This is a genomic window from Stenotrophomonas sp. Marseille-Q4652, assembly GCF_916618915.1.
Lineage (GTDB): Bacteria > Pseudomonadota > Gammaproteobacteria > Xanthomonadales > Xanthomonadaceae > Stenotrophomonas.
In genome coordinates this window covers 2,119,248-2,138,263 of the sequence record NZ_CAKAKE010000001.1, presented here as the reverse complement: position 1 = coordinate 2,138,263, position 19,016 = coordinate 2,119,248, and the positions used below count along the sequence as shown (strand labels likewise).

Below are 19,016 nucleotides of genomic sequence, written 5' to 3'. Positions count from 1 at the left end.
CTCACTTTCGCTTCGGCACTTCGAAGCCCAGCCGACCGACCTGCTCGCGGGTCTGCGGCACGCGCTTGAGCTTGTCGGTGTTGACCCCGTACTGCTCGCGCAGGCGGGTGGCCAGCTCGCGGTACAGCATGCTGTCCATGTCTGGTTCGCGGGCAAAGATCCAGGCCATCTCCCGGCCCGGATAGCCGATCAGTGCCCAGGAGTAGTCCGGGGCCACTTCCAGGATCCGGGTGCGGGTCGGCACCACCTTGAAGAACCAGGTGCGCCAGAGGCGGTTGCCGCTTTCCCCGTCCACGCTGGCGCGGGCACTGAGCTCTTCCAGCGGCTCGTCGAAGCCGTCGCGGTAGCTGTAGCGGATCGCCACCTTGTCCTCGTCGCGCAGCGTGTAGTCGTTGACGCTGGCCACGTGGCCGCGCTCGATCACGTTGGGCACCCGCCCGATCACGAACCAGCGGCCGCTGAAACGATGCAGGTCGATCGGGCCGTCGGCAATGCCTTCGCTCGCCACGGCGGGCGGGGCGGGCTCGGCCGACATCGCCGGCAGGGCGGGGAGCGACAACAGCAGCACGGCGGCGAGCTTCAGGGTCAGGCGCATCAGTGGACACGTTAAGGAGGGAGCCGCAGCCTGGCAGATGCCGGGCGACGGTGTTGTCAATGTTAGGTCGCAGCCTGTGAGATGACGACTGCCGATGCTGCACGCACCTGACCTGTTGCGGAGCTGCCATGAAGACCTCGCCCCACACCCGTCGTGACTACCAGCAAACCCCTGATCCGCGCGTGCTGCGCTGGGTCCGCCAGGTCGCGCTGGCTGGACTGGCCCTCGTACTGGTGTGGCCGTCGGCACGCGGCTACAACGCCTGGCTGGGCTGGGGCCCGTTGTGGCTGGTCGGCATGCCGATGGTGGCGTGGTGGAGCCTGTACCGCTTCCGCCTGCCGAAGCTGGGCGGAAAGGCGGGCGCGCAGCGCAAGCGCCGCAGTGGCCCGCAGGCCCGCCGCCGTCCTGTCGCGGCGCGTCGGCGCCTGTCTTCGGCGGCCTGACCTTCGACAGGGTGCGGCCGGCAGGCGCTGTGCTAGCGTTGCCGGCCTATGACTTCCTGGAGCCGCAATGACCCGACTTGCTTCTGCCTGCCTGCTGGCCGGCCTGGCGTCCACCGCTGCCTTCGCCACCATGGCCAACGCTGAAACCCCGAACGATCCGTATGCCTGGCTGGAGGACGTGACCGGCGACAAGCCGCTGTCCTGGGTCAAGGAACAGAACGCCAAGGCCGAGGCGCGCCTGGCGCAGACCCCGCAGTTCAAGCAGATGGAAGCCAGCATCCGCGAGGTGCTGGATTCGGACGCCAAGATCCCCGGCGTCTACAAGATGGGCGGGTTCTACTACAACTTCTGGAAGGACAAGCAGCACGAGCGCGGCATCTGGCGCCGCACCACGCTGGAGGAGTACCGCAAGGCCTCGCCGAAGTGGGAGACCGTGCTCGACCTGGACGCGCTGAACAAGGCCGAGGGCGAGAACTGGGTGTGGCATGGCGCCGACTGCCTGCGCCCGGACTACAACCGCTGCCTCATCGCGCTGTCGCGCGGTGGCGCCGATGCCGACGTTACCCGCGAGTTCGACCTGGCCAGCAGGAGCTGGATCAAGGACGGCTTCTTCCGTCCCGAGTCCAAGGGCGGCCTGGGTTGGATCGACCGCGACACCGTATTCGTCTACACCGATTTCGGAGATGGCTCGATGACCACCTCCGGCTATCCGCGGATCGCCAAGCTGTGGAAGCGCGGCACGCCGATGGACAGCGCCACCGTGGTCTACGAAGGCAAGGCCGAGGACATGTACATCGCGGCGATCCACGATGACACGCCGGGCTACGAGCGCAACCTGGTCAGCCGCACGCTGGCCTTCTACAACAACGAGCTGTACCTGCGCGCCGACGACGGCACGTTGACCAGGATCGATGCGCCGAACTCGGCTGAGAAGGGCCTGCACAAGCAGTGGCTGAGCCTGGAGCTGCGCGAGCCGTGGACCGTGGGCGGCAAGACCTATGCGGCCGGTTCGCTGCTGGTCACCCGCTTCGACGAGTTCATGGCCGGCAAGCGCGAGTTCGAGGTGCTGTTCGCCCCCACCGAGACCACCTCGCTGGCCGGTGCGGTGTGGACCAGGTCGCACGTCGTGCTCAACATCCTCGATGACGTCAAGAACCGCCTGGTGGTGCTGACCCCGGGTGCACAGGGCTGGCAGAAGGGCGAATTCGTCGGCGCCCCGGCGTTCGGCACCATCGGTGTCGGCGCGGTGGACAGCGACGAGTCCGACGCGGTGTGGCTGACGGTCACCGACTACCTGACCCCGACCACGCTGTCGCTGGCGCAGATCGGCCAGCATCCGGAGGTGCTCAAGACCATGCCGGCGTTCTTCAATGCCGAAGGCAAGGTGATCGAGCAGCACTTTGCCACCAGCAAGGATGGCACCCGCGTGCCGTACTTCGTGGTCCATGCCAGGGACATGAAGCTGGATGGCAAGAACCCGACCCTGCTGTACGGCTACGGTGGCTTCGAGATCTCGCTGACCCCCAGCTATTCCGGTGGCATGGGTCGCGCCTGGCTGGAGAAGGGCGGCGTGTACGTGGTCGCCAACATCCGCGGCGGTGGCGAGTACGGCCCGCGCTGGCACCAGGCCGCGCTCAAGCAGAACCGCCACAAGGCCTACGAGGACATGGCCGCCGTGGCCCGCGACCTGGCCGCGCGCAAGATCACCTCTGCCGAGCACCTGGGCGTGCAGGGCGGAAGCAACGGTGGCCTGCTCACCGGCAACATGCTGACCCAGTACCCGGAACTGTTCGGTGCGGTGGTGGTGCAGGTGCCGCTGCTGGACATGAAGCGCTACAGCCACCTGCTGGCCGGCGCCTCGTGGATGGCCGAGTACGGCAATCCGGACACCAGCGACTGGGAGTTCATCAAGACCTTCTCGCCGTATCACCTGTTCGATGCGAAGAAGGACTACCCGCCGGTGCTGTTCACCACCTCCACCCGCGATGACCGCGTGCATCCGGGCCACGCCCGCAAGATGGCGGCGAAGATGATCGAGGCCGGCAAGGACGTGACCTACTACGAGAACATCGAAGGCGGCCACGGTGGTGCAGCCAACAACGCGCAGGCAGCGCACATGCAGGCACTGGCCTACAGCTTCCTGTGGGAGCGCCTGGGCGGCAAGTAAGCCCTTTCGGATATCCGAAACAACAACGCCGCCCCCGGGCGGCGTTGTTGTTTCTGGCAGAGGGTCGGTGGTTGCGTGCTCAACCCTGCCAGCTGCGCAGCCCGCGCGCGATCCGCTCCACCGCCTGCTGCAGCCGCGGGATTTCCTGGGTGTAGGCCAGGCGCACATGCTGGTGGGCGCGGTGCGAGCCGAAGTCCAGGCCCGGGGTGAACGCCACGTGCTCGGTCTCCAGGAAGTGTGCACAGAAGGCCTGGGCGTCGTCGGTGAACGCACTGACATCGCAATAGAGGTAGAACGCACCTTGCGGTTCGACCTCGATGCGGAAGCCCAGCTCGCGCAGCGCCGGCAGCAGGAAGTCACGGCGCTGGCGGAAGGCCTCGCGACGCTGCTCGAAGATCGCCATCGCTTCGTCGCCAAAACAGGCCAGCGCTGCGTGCTGGGCGATGCTCGACGCGCTGATGTACAGGTTCTGCGCCAGCTTCTCCAGCTCGGGCACCGCCTGCGGTGGGGCAACCAGCCAACCCAGCCGCCAGCCGGTCATGCCGAAGTACTTGGAGAAGCTGTTGAGCACGAAGGCCTCGTCATCGACCTGGAGCACGCTGGGTGCGTCCATGCCGTAGGTCAGGCCGTGGTAGATCTCGTCCACCACCAGGTGGCCGCCGCGCGCGTGCAGCGACTGCGACAGCGCGGCCAGTTCGCCGGGATATAGCACGGTGCCGGTGGGATTGGCCGGGGAGGCGACCAGCGCACCAACGCTATCTGGGTTCCAGTGCTGTTCGACCAGTGCGGGCGTCAGCTGGTAGGCGGTCTGCGGACCGACCGGCACCAGCTGCGCGGCGCCTTCGACCAGGCGCAGGAAATGGCGGTTGCACGGATAGCCCGGATCGGCCAGCAGCCAGTGTCGGCCCGGGTCCACCAGCAGGCTGGAGGCCAGCAGCAGCGCGCCCGAACCACCGGGAGTGACGAGGATGCGCTCGGGATCGATGTCCAGCGCGTAGTGGCTGCGGTAGAAGCCACTGATCGCCTCGCGCAGGGCGGGCAGGCCACGCGCTGCCATGTAGCGGGTATGGCCGGCGGCCAGTGCGGCCTGGCCGGCGCGCACGATGGGATCGGCGGTGGTGAAGTCCGGCTCGCCGATCTCCAGGTGGATCACGTCGTGGCCGGCCTGCTCCAGCTGCTGCGCGCGGGCCAGCAGCGACATCACGTGGAACGGGGCGATTTCATGGCTGCGACGGCTGTAGCCGGGCGCCGGTGGGGGCAGGGTAGGCATCGGCGCATGATACGGCCGGGTCAGCAGCCCGTGCCGGTCGTGGCACACTCGGGCGTCGCGGAAACTTGCTTTCCTGCCCGGAGCCCAGATTGATGAAACCTGTCCTCAGCCTTGTGATCGCCAGCCTCATGACTGCTTCTGCCAACGCCGCGCCCCTGCCGACCCCGCCCGATGCGCCCAAGCGCCCGTACACGGTAAAGGCGCCATTCGGGGCCGAGCGCCAGGATCCGTACTACTGGCTGCGCGATGACGAGCGCAAGGATCCGCAGATGCTGGCCTATCTGGAGGCCGAGAACGCCTACACCGACGCGGTGATGGCCCCGCTCAGGCCGCTGGAGGAGAAGCTTTACGGCGAGATCGTCGGCCGCATCAAGCAGGACGACGCCTCGGTGCCGTACCGCGAGCGCGGCTACTGGTACTACACGCGTTTCGAGACCGGCAAGGACTATCCGATCCACGCCCGCCGCAAGGGCGACATGGGCGCGCCCGAAGAGATCCTGCTCGATGTCAACGTGATGGCCGAGGGCAAGGGCTACTTCAGCGTCGGTGCCATGGAGGTCAGCCAGGACAACCGCCTGCTGGCCTGGGCCGATGACGCGGTGGGCCGCCGCCAGTACACGATCCGCTTCAAGGACCTGGCTACCGGCAAGGTGCTGGACGATGTGATCGAGGGCGTCTCGCCCAACGTGGTCTGGGCCGACGACAACAAGACCCTGCTGTACGTGGAGAACGACCCGGAAACCCTGCTCACCGTGCGGGTGAAGAAGCACGTGCTCGGTACCCCAACCAGCCAGGACGTGCTGGTCTACGAGGAGGAGGACGACAGCTTCTACATGGGCATCGGCCGCACCCGCGACGATCGCTTCATCACCATCGGCGTGGAAAGCACTGTGTCCTCGGAGCAACGCTATGCCCCGGCCAGCGATCCGACCCACTTCACCGTGCTGGCGCCGCGCCAGCGCGATGTCGAGTACGACGCCGACCACTACAACGGCCGCTGGGTGATCCGCACCAACGCCGATGGTGCCAAGAACTTCAAGCTGGTCACCGCACCGTCCGATGCCACCTCGCGTGCGCAGTGGCAGGACTGGGTCGCCCATGACCCGGACGTGCTGGTCGAGGGCTTTGAGCTGTTCGACGGTTTCACCGCGATCGCCGAGCGCGCCGAGGCGCTGGAGCGCGTGCGCCTGCTGTTCGCCGATGGCCGCAGCGAGTTCGTCAAGGCCGACGAGCCGGCCTATTCGATGGGCCTGTCGGTCAACCCGGAGCCGGAAACGCCGTGGCTGCGCTACAGCTACACCTCGCTGACCACCCCTGCCACCACCTACGAGCTCAACGTGGTGACCGGTGAGCGCAAGCTGCTCAAGCAGCAGCCGGTGATCGGCTATGACCCGTCGCAGTACCAGACCGAGCGGGTATGGGTGAGCGCACGCGACGGCGCCAGGGTGCCGGTGTCGCTGGTGTACAAAAAAGGCTTCAGGAAGGACGGCAGCGCGGCGCTGTACCAGTACGCCTACGGCAGCTATGGCATGTCGATGGATCCGGGCTTCAACCTGCCGGTGATCAGCCTGCTTGATCGCGGCGTGGTCTATGCCATCGCCCACATCCGTGGCGGCGAGGAGATGGGCCGTGCCTGGTACGAGAGCGGCAAGCTACTCAACAAGCAGAACACCTTCAACGACTTCGTCGACGTCACCCGCGCGCTGGTCGAGCAGGGCTACGCGGCCAAGGACCGCGTCGGCGCATCGGGCGGCAGTGCCGGCGGCTTGCTGATGGGCGCGGTGGCCAACCAGGCGCCGGCCGACTACCGGGTGATGGTGGCGCAGGTGCCGTTCGTGGACGTGGTCACCACCATGCTCGATCCGTCGATCCCGCTGACCACCAACGAGTACGACGAGTGGGGCAACCCGGAACAGCAGAGGTTCTACTACTACATGCTCACCTACTCGCCCTACGACAACGTGAAGGCGCAGGCCTATCCGGCGCTGTTCGTCGGCACCGGCCTGTGGGACTCGCAGGTGCAGTACTGGGAGCCGGCCAAGTGGGTGGCCAGGCTGCGTGACGAGAACACCGGCAAGCATCCGCTGGTGTTCCGCACCAACATGGAAGCTGGCCACGGCGGCAAGTCCGGCCGCTTCCGTCGCTACCGCGAGCTGGCCGAGACCTATGCGTTCGTGCTGGACCAGCTGGGCGTGGAAACACGCTGAGTCGCATCAACAATCCAGCCGGAGGAATCGCGCGGGCAACCGCGCGATTTTTTTCACCCGTGCCATGCGTGTCTTTGCGCAGGCGATCACGCTTCCTGCTGCATGGGCAGTTGTCCTACCCGCGTGTGCGCGCTGGCGTAGCTGGCCAGGGTTTGCCGGTTGCCTAGGATGCGTTCCAGGAAGCCGACGCTTCCCGGCATGGGCCCCGCCCACGCCTGATTCCAGGGAAGGAATCACGCACGCAGGATGCCCGGCAGCCGCCAGAAGCTGCCGCATGGCCTCGTGCGTATTCCCTCCCCGGATGTCCTTCCATCGCCTGGCATGCCCCCGCGCGCAAGGCTCGGTGGTCTTTCATTCCCTGGAGAGAATTGGTGAACCGTATCTTCCGTCTTGTCTTCAACCGGCGTCTCGGCGTAGTGCAGGTCGCCAGCGAAGTGGTCAGTCATCGCGCCGGCGCGGCCCGCAGCGCGGCGCCACGTCGCCGCCCGCATCCCTTGGCCGCCGTGATGTCGCTGGTTCTCGCCATTCCGATGCTCGCCACCATGTCCCCGGCGCTTGCGCAGGCGCTCATCAACGAGGACAGGACGATCGACGAGGACACCACGTTCGCGACGGGCGTGGACATTGGCAGCGACAGTGCCGGTAGCGTTCTGGTCAAGGATGGGGCCGTAGTGGCCAGTGGGCAGCTGCGCCTTGGGGTGCTGGCCGACAGCCACGGCAGCCTGGTCGTGCAGGGGCCCGGGTCGCAGTGGCTGGTGCATGGCAGCCGTGTGCTGGACATCGGACTGGCCGGAGTGGGCGAACTGTCCGTCGTCGATGGCGGCACGCTTGATGCCGCCGCTGGCGGTTATACCCGCCTGGCCGGAGCAGCCGGTTCCACAGGGTCGCTTACCGTGCGCGGTGACGGCTCCACGATGCGCGTGACCCAGCTGGCCGCCGGGCATCAGGGCAACGGCAGCCTGGCGGTTGTCGAGGGTGGCCGGCTCACCACGACCGCCGGCTGGAGCGGGTTTCACCTGTATGGATTGGGCCTGGGCTCCGGCGATGGCGGGGCCGCCCATGCGCTTGTCGCAGGCCCCGGGTCGCTGCTCGAGGTCAAGGGCAACCATCTGGACGTGGGTGTGGAGGGCAAGGGCACGCTCACCGTTGCCGAGGCCGGCGAGGTACGGGTCGAACGCGACCTGCGCGTGCGTGGCCGGGCCGGTACGGACCCGGACGGCCCCACTGGCCTGGTCAACATCCTCGAGGGCGGCCAGCTCAGCGCCGGCCGCGTGATCATCAGTGACACCGAGAGGGCTGATGGCCGGATCATTGTGGATGGAGCCGGTTCGCTGCTGTCCTCGGACGAGATCATCGTCGGCTCCCAGGCGAAGGGCGAGCTGGTCGTGCGCAACGGCGGCGCGGTTGCCGGCGCGCGACTGGCGGCCGAGGACTCGAAAGCCATCAGCCGTGATTACGACCAGGCCGGCCACGTGCACGTGACCGGTACTGGCTCGCGGCTGGAGGTGGGGCAGCTCGTGCTCTCTGACCACACCCTGATCGAGGAGCAGGCCCAGGTGCTCTCTGCCGAGGTGCGACTGCAGGAGAGCTACGCAGCCGATGGCAGTCGCGCCACCCTTCGTGGTGCCGGTACGTTGTGGAGCAACAGCGACGTGTTCGAGACCCGGACCAACCTGGACGTACTGGACGGCGCACGCATCGAGACGGCGACCGCCCACATCTCCGGCGGTGGCGATTCGGCGGAAATGCGCCCGGTCATCAAGGTCGAGCAGGTAAGGGTGCAGGGCAACGGTGCGCGCCTGCACGCGACCCAGGAGCTGAAGGTGGGCCGGGGCGTGTTCGACGGGTTTGGCGTACTCGCGCTCGGCGAGGGCGGCAGTATCGGTGCCGACGGCGAGGGCGTACTGCTGACCAGCGGCGGTTACCTGGTGCTGGGTGGCGGCTGGGCGGCGTGGGACCAGGAGGCTGCGGCCATGGTGTTTGCCGAGGCGGTCGCGGCCGGGAGCGTCGATGTGGACACACGCCTGCAGCTCGAATCCAACGGCACGCTGCTGTTCAACCATTCCCACGACGATTACGTGCTGGTCAATGCGCTGGAAAGTAGTGAAGACGGCGGCGTCATCCGTTCACTGGCCGGTTCCACCACGCTTGATGGCGACCTGTCCAGCTATCGGGGCAAGGTCGAGGTGGCCGGCGGCAGGCTGGTCATCGATTCGGACATTGGCACCGTCCGCAGGGCGGATGCCCGCGGCAGTCAGCCCGACCAGCAGCTCCGGGTCACCGGCGGCACCCTGGTCGTCAACGGCACTGCCGGCTTCGAACAGGAAATCGTCCATTCCGGAACCCCGGTGCGCGAGCGCACGTCGACGGCTACCGTCTCCCTCGCTGGCGTGCTGGCGGGCAGCGGCACCCTGGGCGAGCTGGTCATCCTGCAGGGTGGCACGGTGGCGCCGGGTGACGGCGGCATCGGCACGCTGCGCATCGAGGGCGATGCCTACTTCAACAACGGCACCTTGCTGGCGCCGGATAAGAAGGCCTTCTACGACGTGGACGTGCGGGGCAATGGCCAGTCGGACCTGCTGCAGATCACGGGCAAGGCCCGTATCGGCGCGCATGACGGGTTCACTGGCGGGCCGACCGGCGTGCGGGTCACCACCCTGGATCCGCAGGTGAGTTACCAGAACGGTCAGGCCTACACGATCCTCACCGCCCAGGCTGGGGTCAGCGGGCGCTTCGATGATGTCACCACACGTTCGGCCTTCCTGACCCCGAGCCTGAGCTATACCGATACCAGCGTGGTGCTCACCCTGGCGGTGGCAGCCTCGGGCGGCCCGACCCCGACCCCGACCCCCACCCCCTCCGGATCCGGGCAACAACCCCGGCACGCCTGCACCCACGCCTTCGCCCAACCCCACGGCACCGTCACCGGCTCCGCCGCTGGTCTTTGATCGCGTCGCGCGCACTGCCAACCAGTACGCCACCGCGAGGGCGCTCAACAGCCTGGTCCAGTCCGGCGATGCGCTGGCCCTGTACAACGGGTTGCTGGAACTGTCGGAAGACGAGGCGCTGGCGGCGTTCGACCAGCTCTCCGGGCAACTGCATGCCTCGAACCGCGGCGTGCTGCTGGAAGACCGCCTGCTGCGTGACGGCATCCGCCAGCGGATGCACAACGCGGATCCGGACAGTCGGGACCTGGGCGTTTCGGCGTGGCTGTCGGGTGGCGGAGCGTCGGCGCGCAATGACGCGGGGAGCGAGGCCCACCGCCTGCACTCCAGTCGCAACGGTCTGGTCGTCGGCGTTGACGGACGCCTGGGTGATGCCTTCGTGCTGGGCATGGCGCTGGGCCAACAGGAGCAGCGGGTGCAGCAGCGTTCACTGTCCGCGGCGACCGATATCGACTCGGTCCACGGTGGCCTCTACGCCGGCTTCGAGCACCATGCCTGGTCGCTGCTGTTGGGTGGCAGCCACACGAAGTACTCGGTCGGAAGCCGTCGTCAGCTGGGTGTGGGTGTCGCGCCCCAATCACTGCATTCCGACTACGACGCCCGTGGCACCACGCTGTTTGCCGAGGCCGGGTGGAAGCTGGCGCTGGGTGGCGCGCAATTCGTTCCCTATGTCGGTGCTGCCCACGGCCGCGTGGAGACTGACGCCTTCGTCGAGAGGGGAGGCAACGCCGTCCTGCAGGTGGAGGCAGGAAGGGATACCTACTGGACCACCACGCTTGGCCTGCGCATGGGCTGGGACATCAGTGCCGGGCAGGACGAGGCAGCTACCCTCAGCGCTGGCCTGGCCTGGCAGAACGCGCAGGGTGACCTGCGGCCGTTCTCTGCGCAGCGCTTTGTCGCCGGCAGCAATGGCTTCGACGTCGGCGGCGTGGCCCTGGCACGCAACCTGGGCATCGCCGAACTGGGCGTGGCGGTCAATACCTCGGCCAACAGTCGCCTGTCGATGGCGATGCAGGGCCGGGCGGGTGGAGAGGTGAGGGAACTGGGCGCGCATCTGGACTGGCGCTGGGAGCTCTGAGGCGATGCCCTGCACGGTGGGCGGGACGCAAGGTGCGCCCGCCCCGCCTGGTAGTGATCCAACGAGGGTGTGGATGCTCATCCACACCGGCTCGGTATGCTTGGCGGCATGTCGCCCCACCTGCCGCCCGAGCCCCGTCCCGTTTCACGGCCACCCAGCCGGTTCCGCTGGGCGTGGTGGGTGCTGGCCTACGCCAGCCTCGGCGTGGGCATCGTCGGCATCTTCGTGCCCGGCCTGCCGACCACGGTGTTCGTCCTGATCTCGGCCTGGGCCGCCGCGCGCGGCTCGGACCGGTTGCACGACTGGCTGTTGCGCCACCCACGGTTCGGTCGGGTCATCACCGACTGGCATGCGCACGGTGCGGTCAGCCGACGCGCCAAGTGGATGGCGACTTTGACCATGCTGCTGTGCGCGCTGGTCATGCTCTGGTGCGTGCCGCTGGCCTGGGTGAAATGGCTGTCGATCGGCTGCATGGTCGTGGTCGCGACCTGGTTGTGGGCACGGCCGCTGCCACCGGGCGAACGCTGAATCGGGCGCGCTGGTGTCGCGGCGGATTTCATGCCGGGTGGCTATACTCGGGCGCATGAAGATGAAGCCCAATTCGCTGTTTTTCCTGCTGCCGGCGGCATGCGCGCTGCTGGTCCTGACCGCCTGTGGCAACAAGGGCCCGCTGGTGATGCCGCAGAAACCGGTGCCGATCGAGGAACAGGCCGTGGAGCCTGTCGACGAGGCAAACGGCGAGGCCGATGAGGCCGCCGAGCAGGCGATCGAAGAGGATGCCGGCGAGACCGTGCCCGCCGACGCGGATTCGGATGAATAAGCCGGCCGACGGCCGCCTGCGTTTCACCAAGATGCATGGCGCCGGCAATGATTTCGTGGTGCTGGACCTGCGCGATGGCACGCCGCCACCGGATGCGAAGCTGGCCGCGCGCCTGGCCGACCGCCATTCCGGGGTGGGCTGCGACCAGATCCTGACCATCGAGGCATCGCGTGATCCCGCCTCCGTGGCCTCTTACCGCGTCTGGAATTCGGACGGTTCCAGCTCCGGGCAGTGTGGCAACGGCGCGCGCTGCGTGGCGGCCTGGCTGGTCCGCGATGGCGTGGACCCGGCCGGTGGTTTCCAGATCGACAGCCCCGGCGACAGCCACCGCGTCGAGCAGCTGGGCCCAGCCGAGTTCGCCGTGGCGATGGGCGTGCCGCAGTTCGAGCCCGAGCAGATCCCGCTGGTGGGTTTTCCGCGGTCGCGCGAGGAATACGTGCTGCCGCTGCAGGGGGAGAGCGTGCGCTTTGGTGCGGTGTCGATGGGCAATCCGCACGCGGTACTGGAAGTGGGCCTGATCGATGCCGCCCCGGTGGAGCGCCTCGGTCCGCTGCTGCAGCAGCATGCTTCGTTCCCGGAGTCGGTGAACGTGGGTTTCGTACAGGTGCTCGACCCTGGCCATGCGCGGCTGCGGGTGTTCGAGCGCGGGGTCGGGGAGACCCTGGCCTGTGGCAGCGGCGCCTGCGCCGCGGCCGTGGTGATGATGCAGCGCGGCCGCCTGGACCGCGATGCGGTGATCTCGCTGCCCGGTGGTGACCTGCGCGTGCGCTGGCCAGCGGATGATGCGCAGATCATCCTGTCCGGGCCAACGGCGTTCGTATTCGATGGGGAGTGGAACGGATGAGCGATACCCTGGAAAAGATCGGTGCCCACGAGGTGGCGGCGTGGCTGCGGCGCCACCCTACCTTCCTCAAGCAGTTCCCGGACCTGGCACTGACCATGGTGGTGCCGCGCGATGACGGCCCGACCGCGTCGCTGGCCAGCTACCAGCTGGAAATCCTGCGTGACAAGAACCGCGAGCTGTCGCGGCGGCTGAGCGAACTGGCCGGCAATGCCCAGGTCAACGAGCGCCTGGCCGTGCGCACGCACCAGTTGACCCTGGCGCTGATGCGCCAGACCAGCGCCGCCGATACGCTGCGCGCGATGGTGGCCTCGCTGGAAGAGGATTTCGCCGGCGACCTGGTGCGCATCGTGCTGCTGCAGCCGGTAGCCGGGCTGGAACAGGCACCGTGGCTGCAGGTGCATGGCGGCAGCGACCCGGCGCTGGCCCCGTTCCACGACTGCCTCAATGACGGCGAGCCGATCTGCGGCCGCCTGCAGCCGGAGAAGAACACCTTGCTGTACGGCGAGCGCGTGGGCGAGGTGCAGTCCACCGCGTTGCTGCCTTTGCCGGGCGTTGGCCTGATCGCGGTCGGCAGCCATGACCCCAACCGTTTCTACCCAGGCATGGGCACGCTGTTCCTGCGCATGATGGGCGAGTCGCTGGCGGTGGCCCTGCAGCGTTTCGCCACGGCCTGATCCGCCTGGGCAGTACCGGCATGGATCCCTGCCAGGACTTCCTGTCTTACCTGCAGGTCGAGCGGCGTGCCTCGGCGCACACGCTTGATGCCTACCGCCGCGATCTGGCTGCACTGGCCGGCTGGGCGGGCGAGGCTGGTGTGGGCATCGAGGCGCTGGCCAGCGAGCAACTGCGGCAGTTCATCGCCAGCGAGCACCGCCGCAGCCTCTCGCCCAAGAGCCTGCAGCGCCGGCTTTCGGCCTGCCGCAGCTTCTACCAGTGGCTGCTGAAGAATGGCCGCATACAAACCAACCCGGCCGCGGCGCTGCGTGCGCCGCGCGCGCCACGCAAGCTGCCGCAGGTGCTTGATGCCGATGAGGCGGTGCAGCTGGTCGAACTGCCCACCGACGCACCGCTGGGCCTGCGCGACCGTGCGCTGCTGGAGCTGTTCTATTCCTCGGGACTGCGCCTGAGCGAGCTGTGTGCGCTGCGCTGGCGTGATCTGGATTTCGCCGCCGGCGTGGTCAATGTGCTGGGCAAGGGTGGCAAGCAGCGCCGTGTGCCGGTGGGCTCGCATGCACGCCGGGCGCTGGAGGAATGGCGCGTGAACAGCGGCGGCCAGCCAGCGCTGCCGGTCTTTCCCGGTCGCGGCGGCGCGCCCATCAGCCAGCGTGCGGTGCAGATCCGGATCAAGCAGCTGGCCCAGCGCCAGGGCCTGTTCAAGCACGTGCACCCGCACATGCTGCGGCACAGTTTCGCCAGCCACATCCTCGAATCCTCGGGCGACCTGCGCGGCGTGCAGGAGCTGCTCGGCCACGCCGACATCTCCACCACCCAGATCTACACCCATCTGGATTTCCAGCACCTGGCCAAGGTCTACGACGCCGCGCATCCGCGCGCCAAGCGCAAGGGGCAGGGCGGCAGCGAGCCGCTGGCGGGCTGAGCGCGCGCCTTGTGGCGCACGATCCTCAGTGCGTGACCGGCGGTCGCGGCCCTCGCCCTTGGCCGCGTACAGCGCTTCGTCCGCGCGCTTGAGCGCGGCATGCACGGAACTGCCGATGCTGCGGCAGCGGCACCTGTCGCGCACCTGGCCAACACATGCTCGACTACGTCGTGCGCGGCGTCCGCATCGATGTCGCGCAGCAACAACAGGGATTCCCGGCCCCAGCGAGCGGCCACGTCCTCGCGGCGCACCAGGCCTTGGGACCGGGCCTGCGAAGTGGCGCAGCAGCATGTCGCCGGTGTCACGGCCGGGCCGTTGGCCAGGGTGGTCTTGGCCACGTGGATCCAGCGCCCATCGTGCAGGTCGGCCTCGAAGGCGCGGAACGGCAGTCTGCCGTAGCGAGAGGCGGCCGAGGCCCAGGCCTCGAAGTCCGTGGTGGCAATGCGGTTGCCGGTCTGGCGCAGGTGGTTGCTGCGAAGGATGTCCTTCCAGCACGGCAGCTCGCCGGCGGGGGGATGTGCAGCAGCTAGCGGTAGAAGTCGTTGGCATAGGCAGGGTGTCGGTCTGGTCGAACACGCCGACACCCTGTTGGGCGCCTACCAGCTCGAGCAGGCGGTCCAGCGACAGGGGCATGCGGGGAGGCGTGGCGACGTGCATGCGGACGAACCTGTTGGGATTTCGCAACAGCAACGTGACCTTGGAGCTTCCGGCAAGCTCGCGGCGACGAAGACCACCGCGGTCACACGCCGCGCGATCACGCCCGCCTGACGCGATCCGCGGCTTGCGATCGGTGCGCCGCTTGCCGATGCTGGGACGCACAAGGAATGCGGAGGGTGGACATGCGGCAGTGGGCAATCGGGGGCCTGGCGGTGTTGTTGTTGCTGGCGGCGCAATCGGCGCGCGCGCTGCCCTATCACGCCCTGACCACCGGCAATACGCCATGGCATTCGTTGCAGCTGGTCCGGCAGGCACCACCCCGACCCGGGAAGGAACAGCTGCTGGCGCAGCTGGCCGCGGTGGCCGGCGACGAGGCGCTGGGCTGCAGCCAGCGCCGGCCCCTGCCGGCATTCGAAGCGCACACGCGTTGGCGCGATGCCTTGCCGGTGCTCGACGAGGCGATGCGCGACCGCCGCGTGGTGATGCTCAACGAGAGCCATGGCCGCAGCCGCCATCGTGCCTTCCTGCAGCAGCTGATCGACCGCCTGCATGCACAGGGCGTGCGCGCGCTGGCCGCGGAGACCTTTGCCGATGATGTGGTCGCCGGCACCGCCGATGGCCGGGTGCGCGCCGGCAGCGGCGTCTATACCCGCGACCCGGTGTTCGCCGCAGCAGTCCGCCATGCGCTGGCACTGGGCTGGGAGCTGCTGCCCTACGAGGCCTCGGTGCACGTGGCCAGCCGCGAGGCGCGCGAACGCATGCAGGCACAGCGACTGGCCGACTGGCTGCAGGCCCATCCCCGGCAGCGGCTGCTGGTCTACGTCGGCGGCTCGCACCTGGACAAGCGCAGCGAGGCGCGCTGGATGGCCTCCCATCTGATGGCGATGACCGGCACCGAGCCACTGGCGATCCGCCAGGGCGCGACGGCCTGCACGGGAGATGATCCGGCGGCCTGGCCGACACCGCCGCAGGCCGGCGTGCAGGCGGTGGTCGATGGCGGCCGCGCGCCGACGGCCGAGGCCGACTGGGTCGTCGTGCACCTGCCGGTGCCCGCGGTCGACGCACGCCCGGGCTGGCTGGCAACGCTGCCCGGGCGCGTGCCGCTGCACCTGTGCGTGCCGCCGTCGGTGGAGCCGGCGTTGTTGCGGGTGTTCGATGCCGGCAGCGACGATCAGCAGGTCATTGCCGCCGACCAGTTTCCGCTGGCCGATGGGCAGGCGCAGGCGATGGCGTGGGTGCTGCCGGGGCTTTACCGGATCGAGCTCGACATGCCGACGGCACGCGCCAGCTGCTCGGCCAGGTGGAGCTCGACGCGGCGGCAACGCAGGGGCAAGGCTGCCTGTCGCCGCGGTAAACCGCGGACTGTTCCGGATATGGCGAGATGGCTTGAATCACCTGTCGTGGGCCCCATTTCTGGGGTTCACAACGGAGTACCGCGATGGATCCCAGCCAGAACCCGAATGTCTTCCACGCCACCACGATCGTGTGCATCCGCCGCGGCGACAAGGTGGCCATTGCCGGCGACGGCCAGGTCACGCTGGGCCACACGGTGATGAAGGGCAATGCGCGCAAGGTGCGTCGCCTGGGCCGCGAGGGCCAGGTGCTGGCCGGATTCGCCGGCGCCGCCGCCGATGCCTTCACCCTGTTCGAATTGTTCGAGGCCAAGCTCGAAAAGCACGGCCAGCTGCAGCGCGCGGCCGTGGAGCTGGCCAAGGACTGGCGCACCGAGCGCCGGCTGGGCAAGCTCGAAGCGCTGCTGGCGGTGGCCGACAGGGAAACCTCGCTGATCATCAGCGGCACCGGCGACGTGATCGAGCCGGAGGACGGCATCATCGCCATCGGTTCCGGTGGCTCCTACGCGCTGTCGGCCGCACGCGCGCTGGTCGCGCACACCGAGCTGGATGCCAGGACCATCGCCACCGAGGCGATCGGCATTGCCGGTGACATCTGCATCTACACCAACCGCAACGTGGTGGTGGAAGAGCTCTGATGACCGCGCCCCGGCCGATGCCGGAGACCGCTGCCCATCCCATTCGTTCCATCGCCTGCGCAATTGCGCGGGCGCACACGAGAAACCGACATGTCGCACAAGATTGAAGTTTCCTCCTCGACGATGACCCCGCGCGAGATCGTGCAGGAGCTGGACCGCCACATCGTCGGCCAGCACGACGCCAAGCGCGCGGTCGCCATCGCCCTGCGCAACCGCTGGCGGCGCATGCAGCTGCCCGACGAACTGCGCAACGAGGTGATGCCCAAGAACATCCTGATGATCGGTCCCACCGGCGTGGGCAAGACCGAGATCGCGCGCCGCCTGGCGACGCTGGCCAACGCGCCGTTCGTCAAGGTCGAGGCGACCCGTTTCACCGAGGTCGGCTACGTCGGCAAGGACGTGGAGCAGATCATCCGTGACCTGGCCGATACCGCGGTCAAGCTCTACCGCGAGCAGGCCAAGGTTCGCGTGCGCACCCAGGCCGAGGAGCGCGCCGAGGACCGCATCCTCGATGCGCTGCTGCCACGTCGCGCCGTCGGTATTGGGTTTGACGCCGAGGCTGCGCGCAACGAACCGTCAGCCGCCGACAGCGAGACCCGCATCAAGTTCCGCCGCATGCTGCGCAACGGCGAGCTGGACGACCGGGAGATCGAACTGGAGATCGCCGCCAACGTGTCCATGGACATCATGACCCCGCCGGGCATGGAGGAAATGGGCCAGCAGCTGAAGTCGATGTTCGCCAACCTCGGCAGCGCCAAGTCCAACAAGCGCACCATGACGATCAAGGCCGCGCGGCCGCTGCTGATCGAGGAAGAGGCCGGCAAGCTGGTCAACGAGGATGACATCCGCAGCGCGGCGATCGAGGCCTGCGAGCAGCACGGCATCGTGTTCATCGACGAGATCGACAAGGTCGCCAAGCGCGGTGACAACGTCGGTGGCGGCGATGTCAGCCGCGAGGGCGTGCAGCGCGACCTGCTGCCGCTGGTGGAAGGCTCCAACGTGTCGACCAAGTACGGCACGGTCAAGACCGACCACATCCTGTTCATTGCCTCGGGCGCCTTCCACCTGGCCAAGCCCAGCGACCTGATCCCCGAGCTGCAGGGCCGCTTCCCGATCCGCGTGGAACTTGGCGCGCTGAGCAAGGATGACTTCGTGCGCATCCTCACCGAGCCCAGGGCCGCGCTGACCCGCCAGTACCAGGCGTTGCTCAGGACCGAGGGCGTGTCGGTGGAGTTCTCCACCGATGGCGTGGAGCGTCTGGCCGAGATCGCCGCGCAGGTCAACGAGCGGCAGGAGAACATCGGTGCCCGCCGCCTGCACACCGTGCTGGAGCGGCTGCTGGACACGCTCAGCTACGAGGCCCCGGACCGCGGCGGCGACAGCGTCACCATCGACCGCGCCTACGTTGACTCGCACCTGGGCGAGCTGGTGCAGGATCCGGACCTGAGCCGCTACATCCTCTGATCCAGTTCCTGGTGTGTTGCGCGATGGCGGCCCGAGGGTCGCCATCGTCGTTTCCGGCATTGCCGGGACCGCTACGCGCGCTCGGGTCAGCAGCTTTCGTCCGGCCGATCCAGCAGCTGGGCGCGCGGAACCGCCCCCAGGGTCTCGGCAATCCGCGCCATCAGGTTGCAGGCTCCGACGGGATCATCCGGGAAGCTGGCAGCCAGCTCATCCTGCAGGTGCTGGTAGGCGTCCCAGAAAGGCGGCGAGTTGCGGTGGCGCAGGTAATGCGCGCGCAACCGCTCGCGTGTCCGCGCGATGGCGAGGCTCCGGTCAGGTTCAAGCCTGGGCTGGGCATGCATCACACACCTCCTCGTCGCCGGGGCTTCAACATTATCGGCGGCGCGCAATGAAGGCGTTATGTGGAGGTGAAACGGGCAGACTTTGCTTCCAGACCGTGACTGCGCCCGCGTTTCGGGCTGGCGCTGCGGCTCATTCTCCGATGTCCTCGTTCCACAGCTCCGGCTGGGCGGCGATGAAGTCGCGCATCATGCCGATGCAGCGCTCGTCGGCCAGGTCGATCACCTTGACTCCGTTCTCGCGCAGCCAGTCGATGCCGCCCTGGAAGGTGACCGACTCGCCCACCACCACGGTACCGATGTTGAACTGGCGTACCAGGCCCGAGCAGTACCAGCACGGGGCCAGCGTGGTGACCATGATGGTGTCGCGGTAGGAGCGCTGGCGGCCGGCCTTGCGGAAGGCATCGGTCTCGCCGTGGATGGACGGGTCATCCTCCTGCACGCGGCGGTTGTGGCCGCAGCCGAGCAGGCGGCCGTCGCCGTGGTACAGGGCCGCGCCGATCGGGATGCCGCCCTCGGCCAGACCCTGGCGGGCTTCGTTGATGGCGGTGTCGAGCAGGGCGCGGTAGTCGGGGTTGGCGATCATGGGAAATCCGGGGCG

At 68.1% G+C, this 19,016-nt stretch carries 17 protein-coding genes; 13 read left to right on the top strand and 4 right to left on the bottom strand.

Annotated elements, in window-relative coordinates; translation table 11 throughout:
• Position 1 precedes the first annotated feature (1 nt).
• Positions 2-595 (bottom strand): lipocalin family protein, encoded by a 594-nt coding sequence (locus LG380_RS10165; protein WP_225764950.1) that lies wholly within the window; start codon positions 593-595, stop codon positions 2-4.
• Between the two features lie 128 nt (positions 596-723).
• Between LG380_RS10165 and LG380_RS10160 the strand changes: the two genes are divergently transcribed.
• Both LG380_RS10160 and LG380_RS10155 read left to right on the top strand, forming a co-directional pair.
• Positions 724-1,038, top strand: a complete 315-nt coding sequence (locus LG380_RS10160; RefSeq protein ID WP_225764949.1) for a hypothetical protein — start codon at positions 724-726, stop codon at positions 1,036-1,038.
• A 67-nt stretch (positions 1,039-1,105) separates the two neighbouring features.
• On the top strand, positions 1,106-3,205 hold the full coding sequence (locus LG380_RS10155) for a prolyl oligopeptidase family serine peptidase (RefSeq protein WP_225764948.1): 2,100 nt from the start codon (positions 1,106-1,108) through the stop codon (positions 3,203-3,205).
• Between the two features lie 79 nt (positions 3,206-3,284).
• Here LG380_RS10155 and LG380_RS10150 read toward each other — a convergent pair whose 3' ends face one another.
• Positions 3,285-4,475 carry a pyridoxal phosphate-dependent aminotransferase gene (locus LG380_RS10150; protein WP_225764947.1) on the bottom strand — a complete coding sequence of 397 codons (1,191 nt, stop codon included), beginning with the start codon at positions 4,473-4,475 and terminating at the stop codon, positions 3,285-3,287.
• Between the two features lie 92 nt (positions 4,476-4,567).
• Here LG380_RS10150 and LG380_RS10145 point away from each other — a divergent pair, with 92 nt between their 5' ends.
• The 11 genes from LG380_RS10145 to hslU all read left to right on the top strand — a co-directional run bounded on the left by LG380_RS10145 (position 4,568) and on the right by hslU (position 18,077).
• A complete protein-coding gene (locus tag LG380_RS10145) occupies positions 4,568-6,682 on the top strand; it encodes a S9 family peptidase (RefSeq protein ID WP_225764946.1) in 2,115 nt (704 codons plus the stop codon).
• A gap of 371 nt (positions 6,683-7,053) precedes the next feature.
• Positions 7,054-9,630: an ESPR-type extended signal peptide-containing protein gene (locus tag LG380_RS10140; protein ID WP_225764945.1), complete on the top strand. Its 2,577-nt coding sequence runs from the start codon at positions 7,054-7,056 to the stop codon at positions 9,628-9,630.
• Entirely contained in the window at positions 9,620-10,705 is a 1,086-nt protein-coding gene (locus LG380_RS10135; RefSeq protein WP_225766569.1) for an autotransporter outer membrane beta-barrel domain-containing protein, read from the top strand. Before LG380_RS10140 ends, LG380_RS10135 begins: the two co-directional genes overlap by 11 nt.
• 108 nt (positions 10,706-10,813) lie before the next feature.
• Positions 10,814-11,233: a YbaN family protein gene (locus tag LG380_RS10130; protein ID WP_225764944.1), complete on the top strand. Its 420-nt coding sequence runs from the start codon at positions 10,814-10,816 to the stop codon at positions 11,231-11,233.
• A gap of 55 nt (positions 11,234-11,288) precedes the next feature.
• Positions 11,289-11,525, top strand: coding sequence for a lipoprotein (locus LG380_RS10125; RefSeq protein WP_225764943.1), 237 nt, complete (start codon positions 11,289-11,291; stop codon positions 11,523-11,525).
• Entirely contained in the window at positions 11,518-12,369 is an 852-nt protein-coding gene (gene dapF / locus LG380_RS10120; RefSeq protein WP_225764942.1) for a diaminopimelate epimerase, read from the top strand. Before LG380_RS10125 ends, dapF begins: the two co-directional genes overlap by 8 nt.
• Positions 12,366-13,043: a DUF484 family protein gene (locus LG380_RS10115; RefSeq protein ID WP_225764940.1), complete on the top strand. Its 678-nt coding sequence runs from the start codon at positions 12,366-12,368 to the stop codon at positions 13,041-13,043. Before dapF ends, LG380_RS10115 begins: the two co-directional genes overlap by 4 nt.
• Positions 13,044-13,063: 20 nt before the next feature.
• The gene (gene xerC / locus LG380_RS10110; protein WP_225764939.1) at positions 13,064-13,966 is read left to right on the top strand and encodes a tyrosine recombinase XerC; all 903 of its coding nucleotides are present in this window, start codon (positions 13,064-13,066) and stop codon (positions 13,964-13,966) included.
• A gap of 839 nt (positions 13,967-14,805) precedes the next feature.
• The gene (locus LG380_RS10105) at positions 14,806-16,176 is read left to right on the top strand and encodes a hypothetical protein (RefSeq protein ID WP_225764938.1); all 1,371 of its coding nucleotides are present in this window, start codon (positions 14,806-14,808) and stop codon (positions 16,174-16,176) included.
• On the top strand, positions 16,062-16,613 hold the full coding sequence (gene hslV, locus LG380_RS10100; protein ID WP_225764937.1) for an ATP-dependent protease subunit HslV: 552 nt from the start codon (positions 16,062-16,064) through the stop codon (positions 16,611-16,613). Before LG380_RS10105 ends, hslV begins: the two co-directional genes overlap by 115 nt.
• Before the next feature lie 90 nt (positions 16,614-16,703).
• Positions 16,704-18,077, top strand: coding sequence for an ATP-dependent protease ATPase subunit HslU (gene hslU / locus LG380_RS10095; protein ID WP_225764936.1), 1,374 nt, complete (start codon positions 16,704-16,706; stop codon positions 18,075-18,077).
• 86 nt (positions 18,078-18,163) lie between these two features.
• Here the strand turns inward: hslU and LG380_RS10090 are convergent, their stop codons facing one another.
• A complete protein-coding gene (locus LG380_RS10090) occupies positions 18,164-18,418 on the bottom strand; it encodes a hypothetical protein (RefSeq protein ID WP_225764935.1) in 255 nt (84 codons plus the stop codon).
• Between the two features lie 130 nt (positions 18,419-18,548).
• Positions 18,549-19,001, bottom strand: coding sequence for a nucleoside deaminase (locus LG380_RS10085; protein WP_225764934.1), 453 nt, complete (start codon positions 18,999-19,001; stop codon positions 18,549-18,551).
• Positions 19,002-19,016: the final 15 nt, after the last annotated feature.

Excerpts from the sequence above, each read along its gene's own strand:
- LG380_RS10165 (WP_225764950.1), bottom strand. The coding sequence starts at position 595 with ATGCGCCTGACCCTGAAGCTCGCCGCCGTGCTGCTGTTGTCGCTCCCC.
- LG380_RS10160 (WP_225764949.1), top strand. The coding sequence starts at position 724 with ATGAAGACCTCGCCCCACACCCGTCGTGACTACCAGCAAACCCCTGAT.
- LG380_RS10155 (WP_225764948.1), top strand. The coding sequence starts at position 1,106 with ATGACCCGACTTGCTTCTGCCTGCCTGCTGGCCGGCCTGGCGTCCACC.
- LG380_RS10150 (WP_225764947.1), bottom strand. The coding sequence starts at position 4,475 with ATGCCTACCCTGCCCCCACCGGCGCCCGGCTACAGCCGTCGCAGCCAT.
- LG380_RS10145 (WP_225764946.1), top strand. The coding sequence starts at position 4,568 with ATGAAACCTGTCCTCAGCCTTGTGATCGCCAGCCTCATGACTGCTTCT.
- LG380_RS10130 (WP_225764944.1), top strand. The coding sequence starts at position 10,814 with ATGTCGCCCCACCTGCCGCCCGAGCCCCGTCCCGTTTCACGGCCACCC.
- LG380_RS10125 (WP_225764943.1), top strand. The coding sequence starts at position 11,289 with ATGAAGATGAAGCCCAATTCGCTGTTTTTCCTGCTGCCGGCGGCATGC.
- dapF (WP_225764942.1), top strand. The coding sequence starts at position 11,518 with ATGAATAAGCCGGCCGACGGCCGCCTGCGTTTCACCAAGATGCATGGC.
- LG380_RS10115 (WP_225764940.1), top strand. The coding sequence starts at position 12,366 with ATGAGCGATACCCTGGAAAAGATCGGTGCCCACGAGGTGGCGGCGTGG.
- xerC (WP_225764939.1), top strand. The coding sequence starts at position 13,064 with ATGGATCCCTGCCAGGACTTCCTGTCTTACCTGCAGGTCGAGCGGCGT.
- LG380_RS10105 (WP_225764938.1), top strand. The coding sequence starts at position 14,806 with ATGCGGCAGTGGGCAATCGGGGGCCTGGCGGTGTTGTTGTTGCTGGCG.
- hslV (WP_225764937.1), top strand. The coding sequence starts at position 16,062 with ATGGATCCCAGCCAGAACCCGAATGTCTTCCACGCCACCACGATCGTG.
- hslU (WP_225764936.1), top strand. The coding sequence starts at position 16,704 with ATGTCGCACAAGATTGAAGTTTCCTCCTCGACGATGACCCCGCGCGAG.
- LG380_RS10090 (WP_225764935.1), bottom strand. The coding sequence starts at position 18,418 with ATGCATGCCCAGCCCAGGCTTGAACCTGACCGGAGCCTCGCCATCGCG.
- LG380_RS10085 (WP_225764934.1), bottom strand. The coding sequence starts at position 19,001 with ATGATCGCCAACCCCGACTACCGCGCCCTGCTCGACACCGCCATCAAC.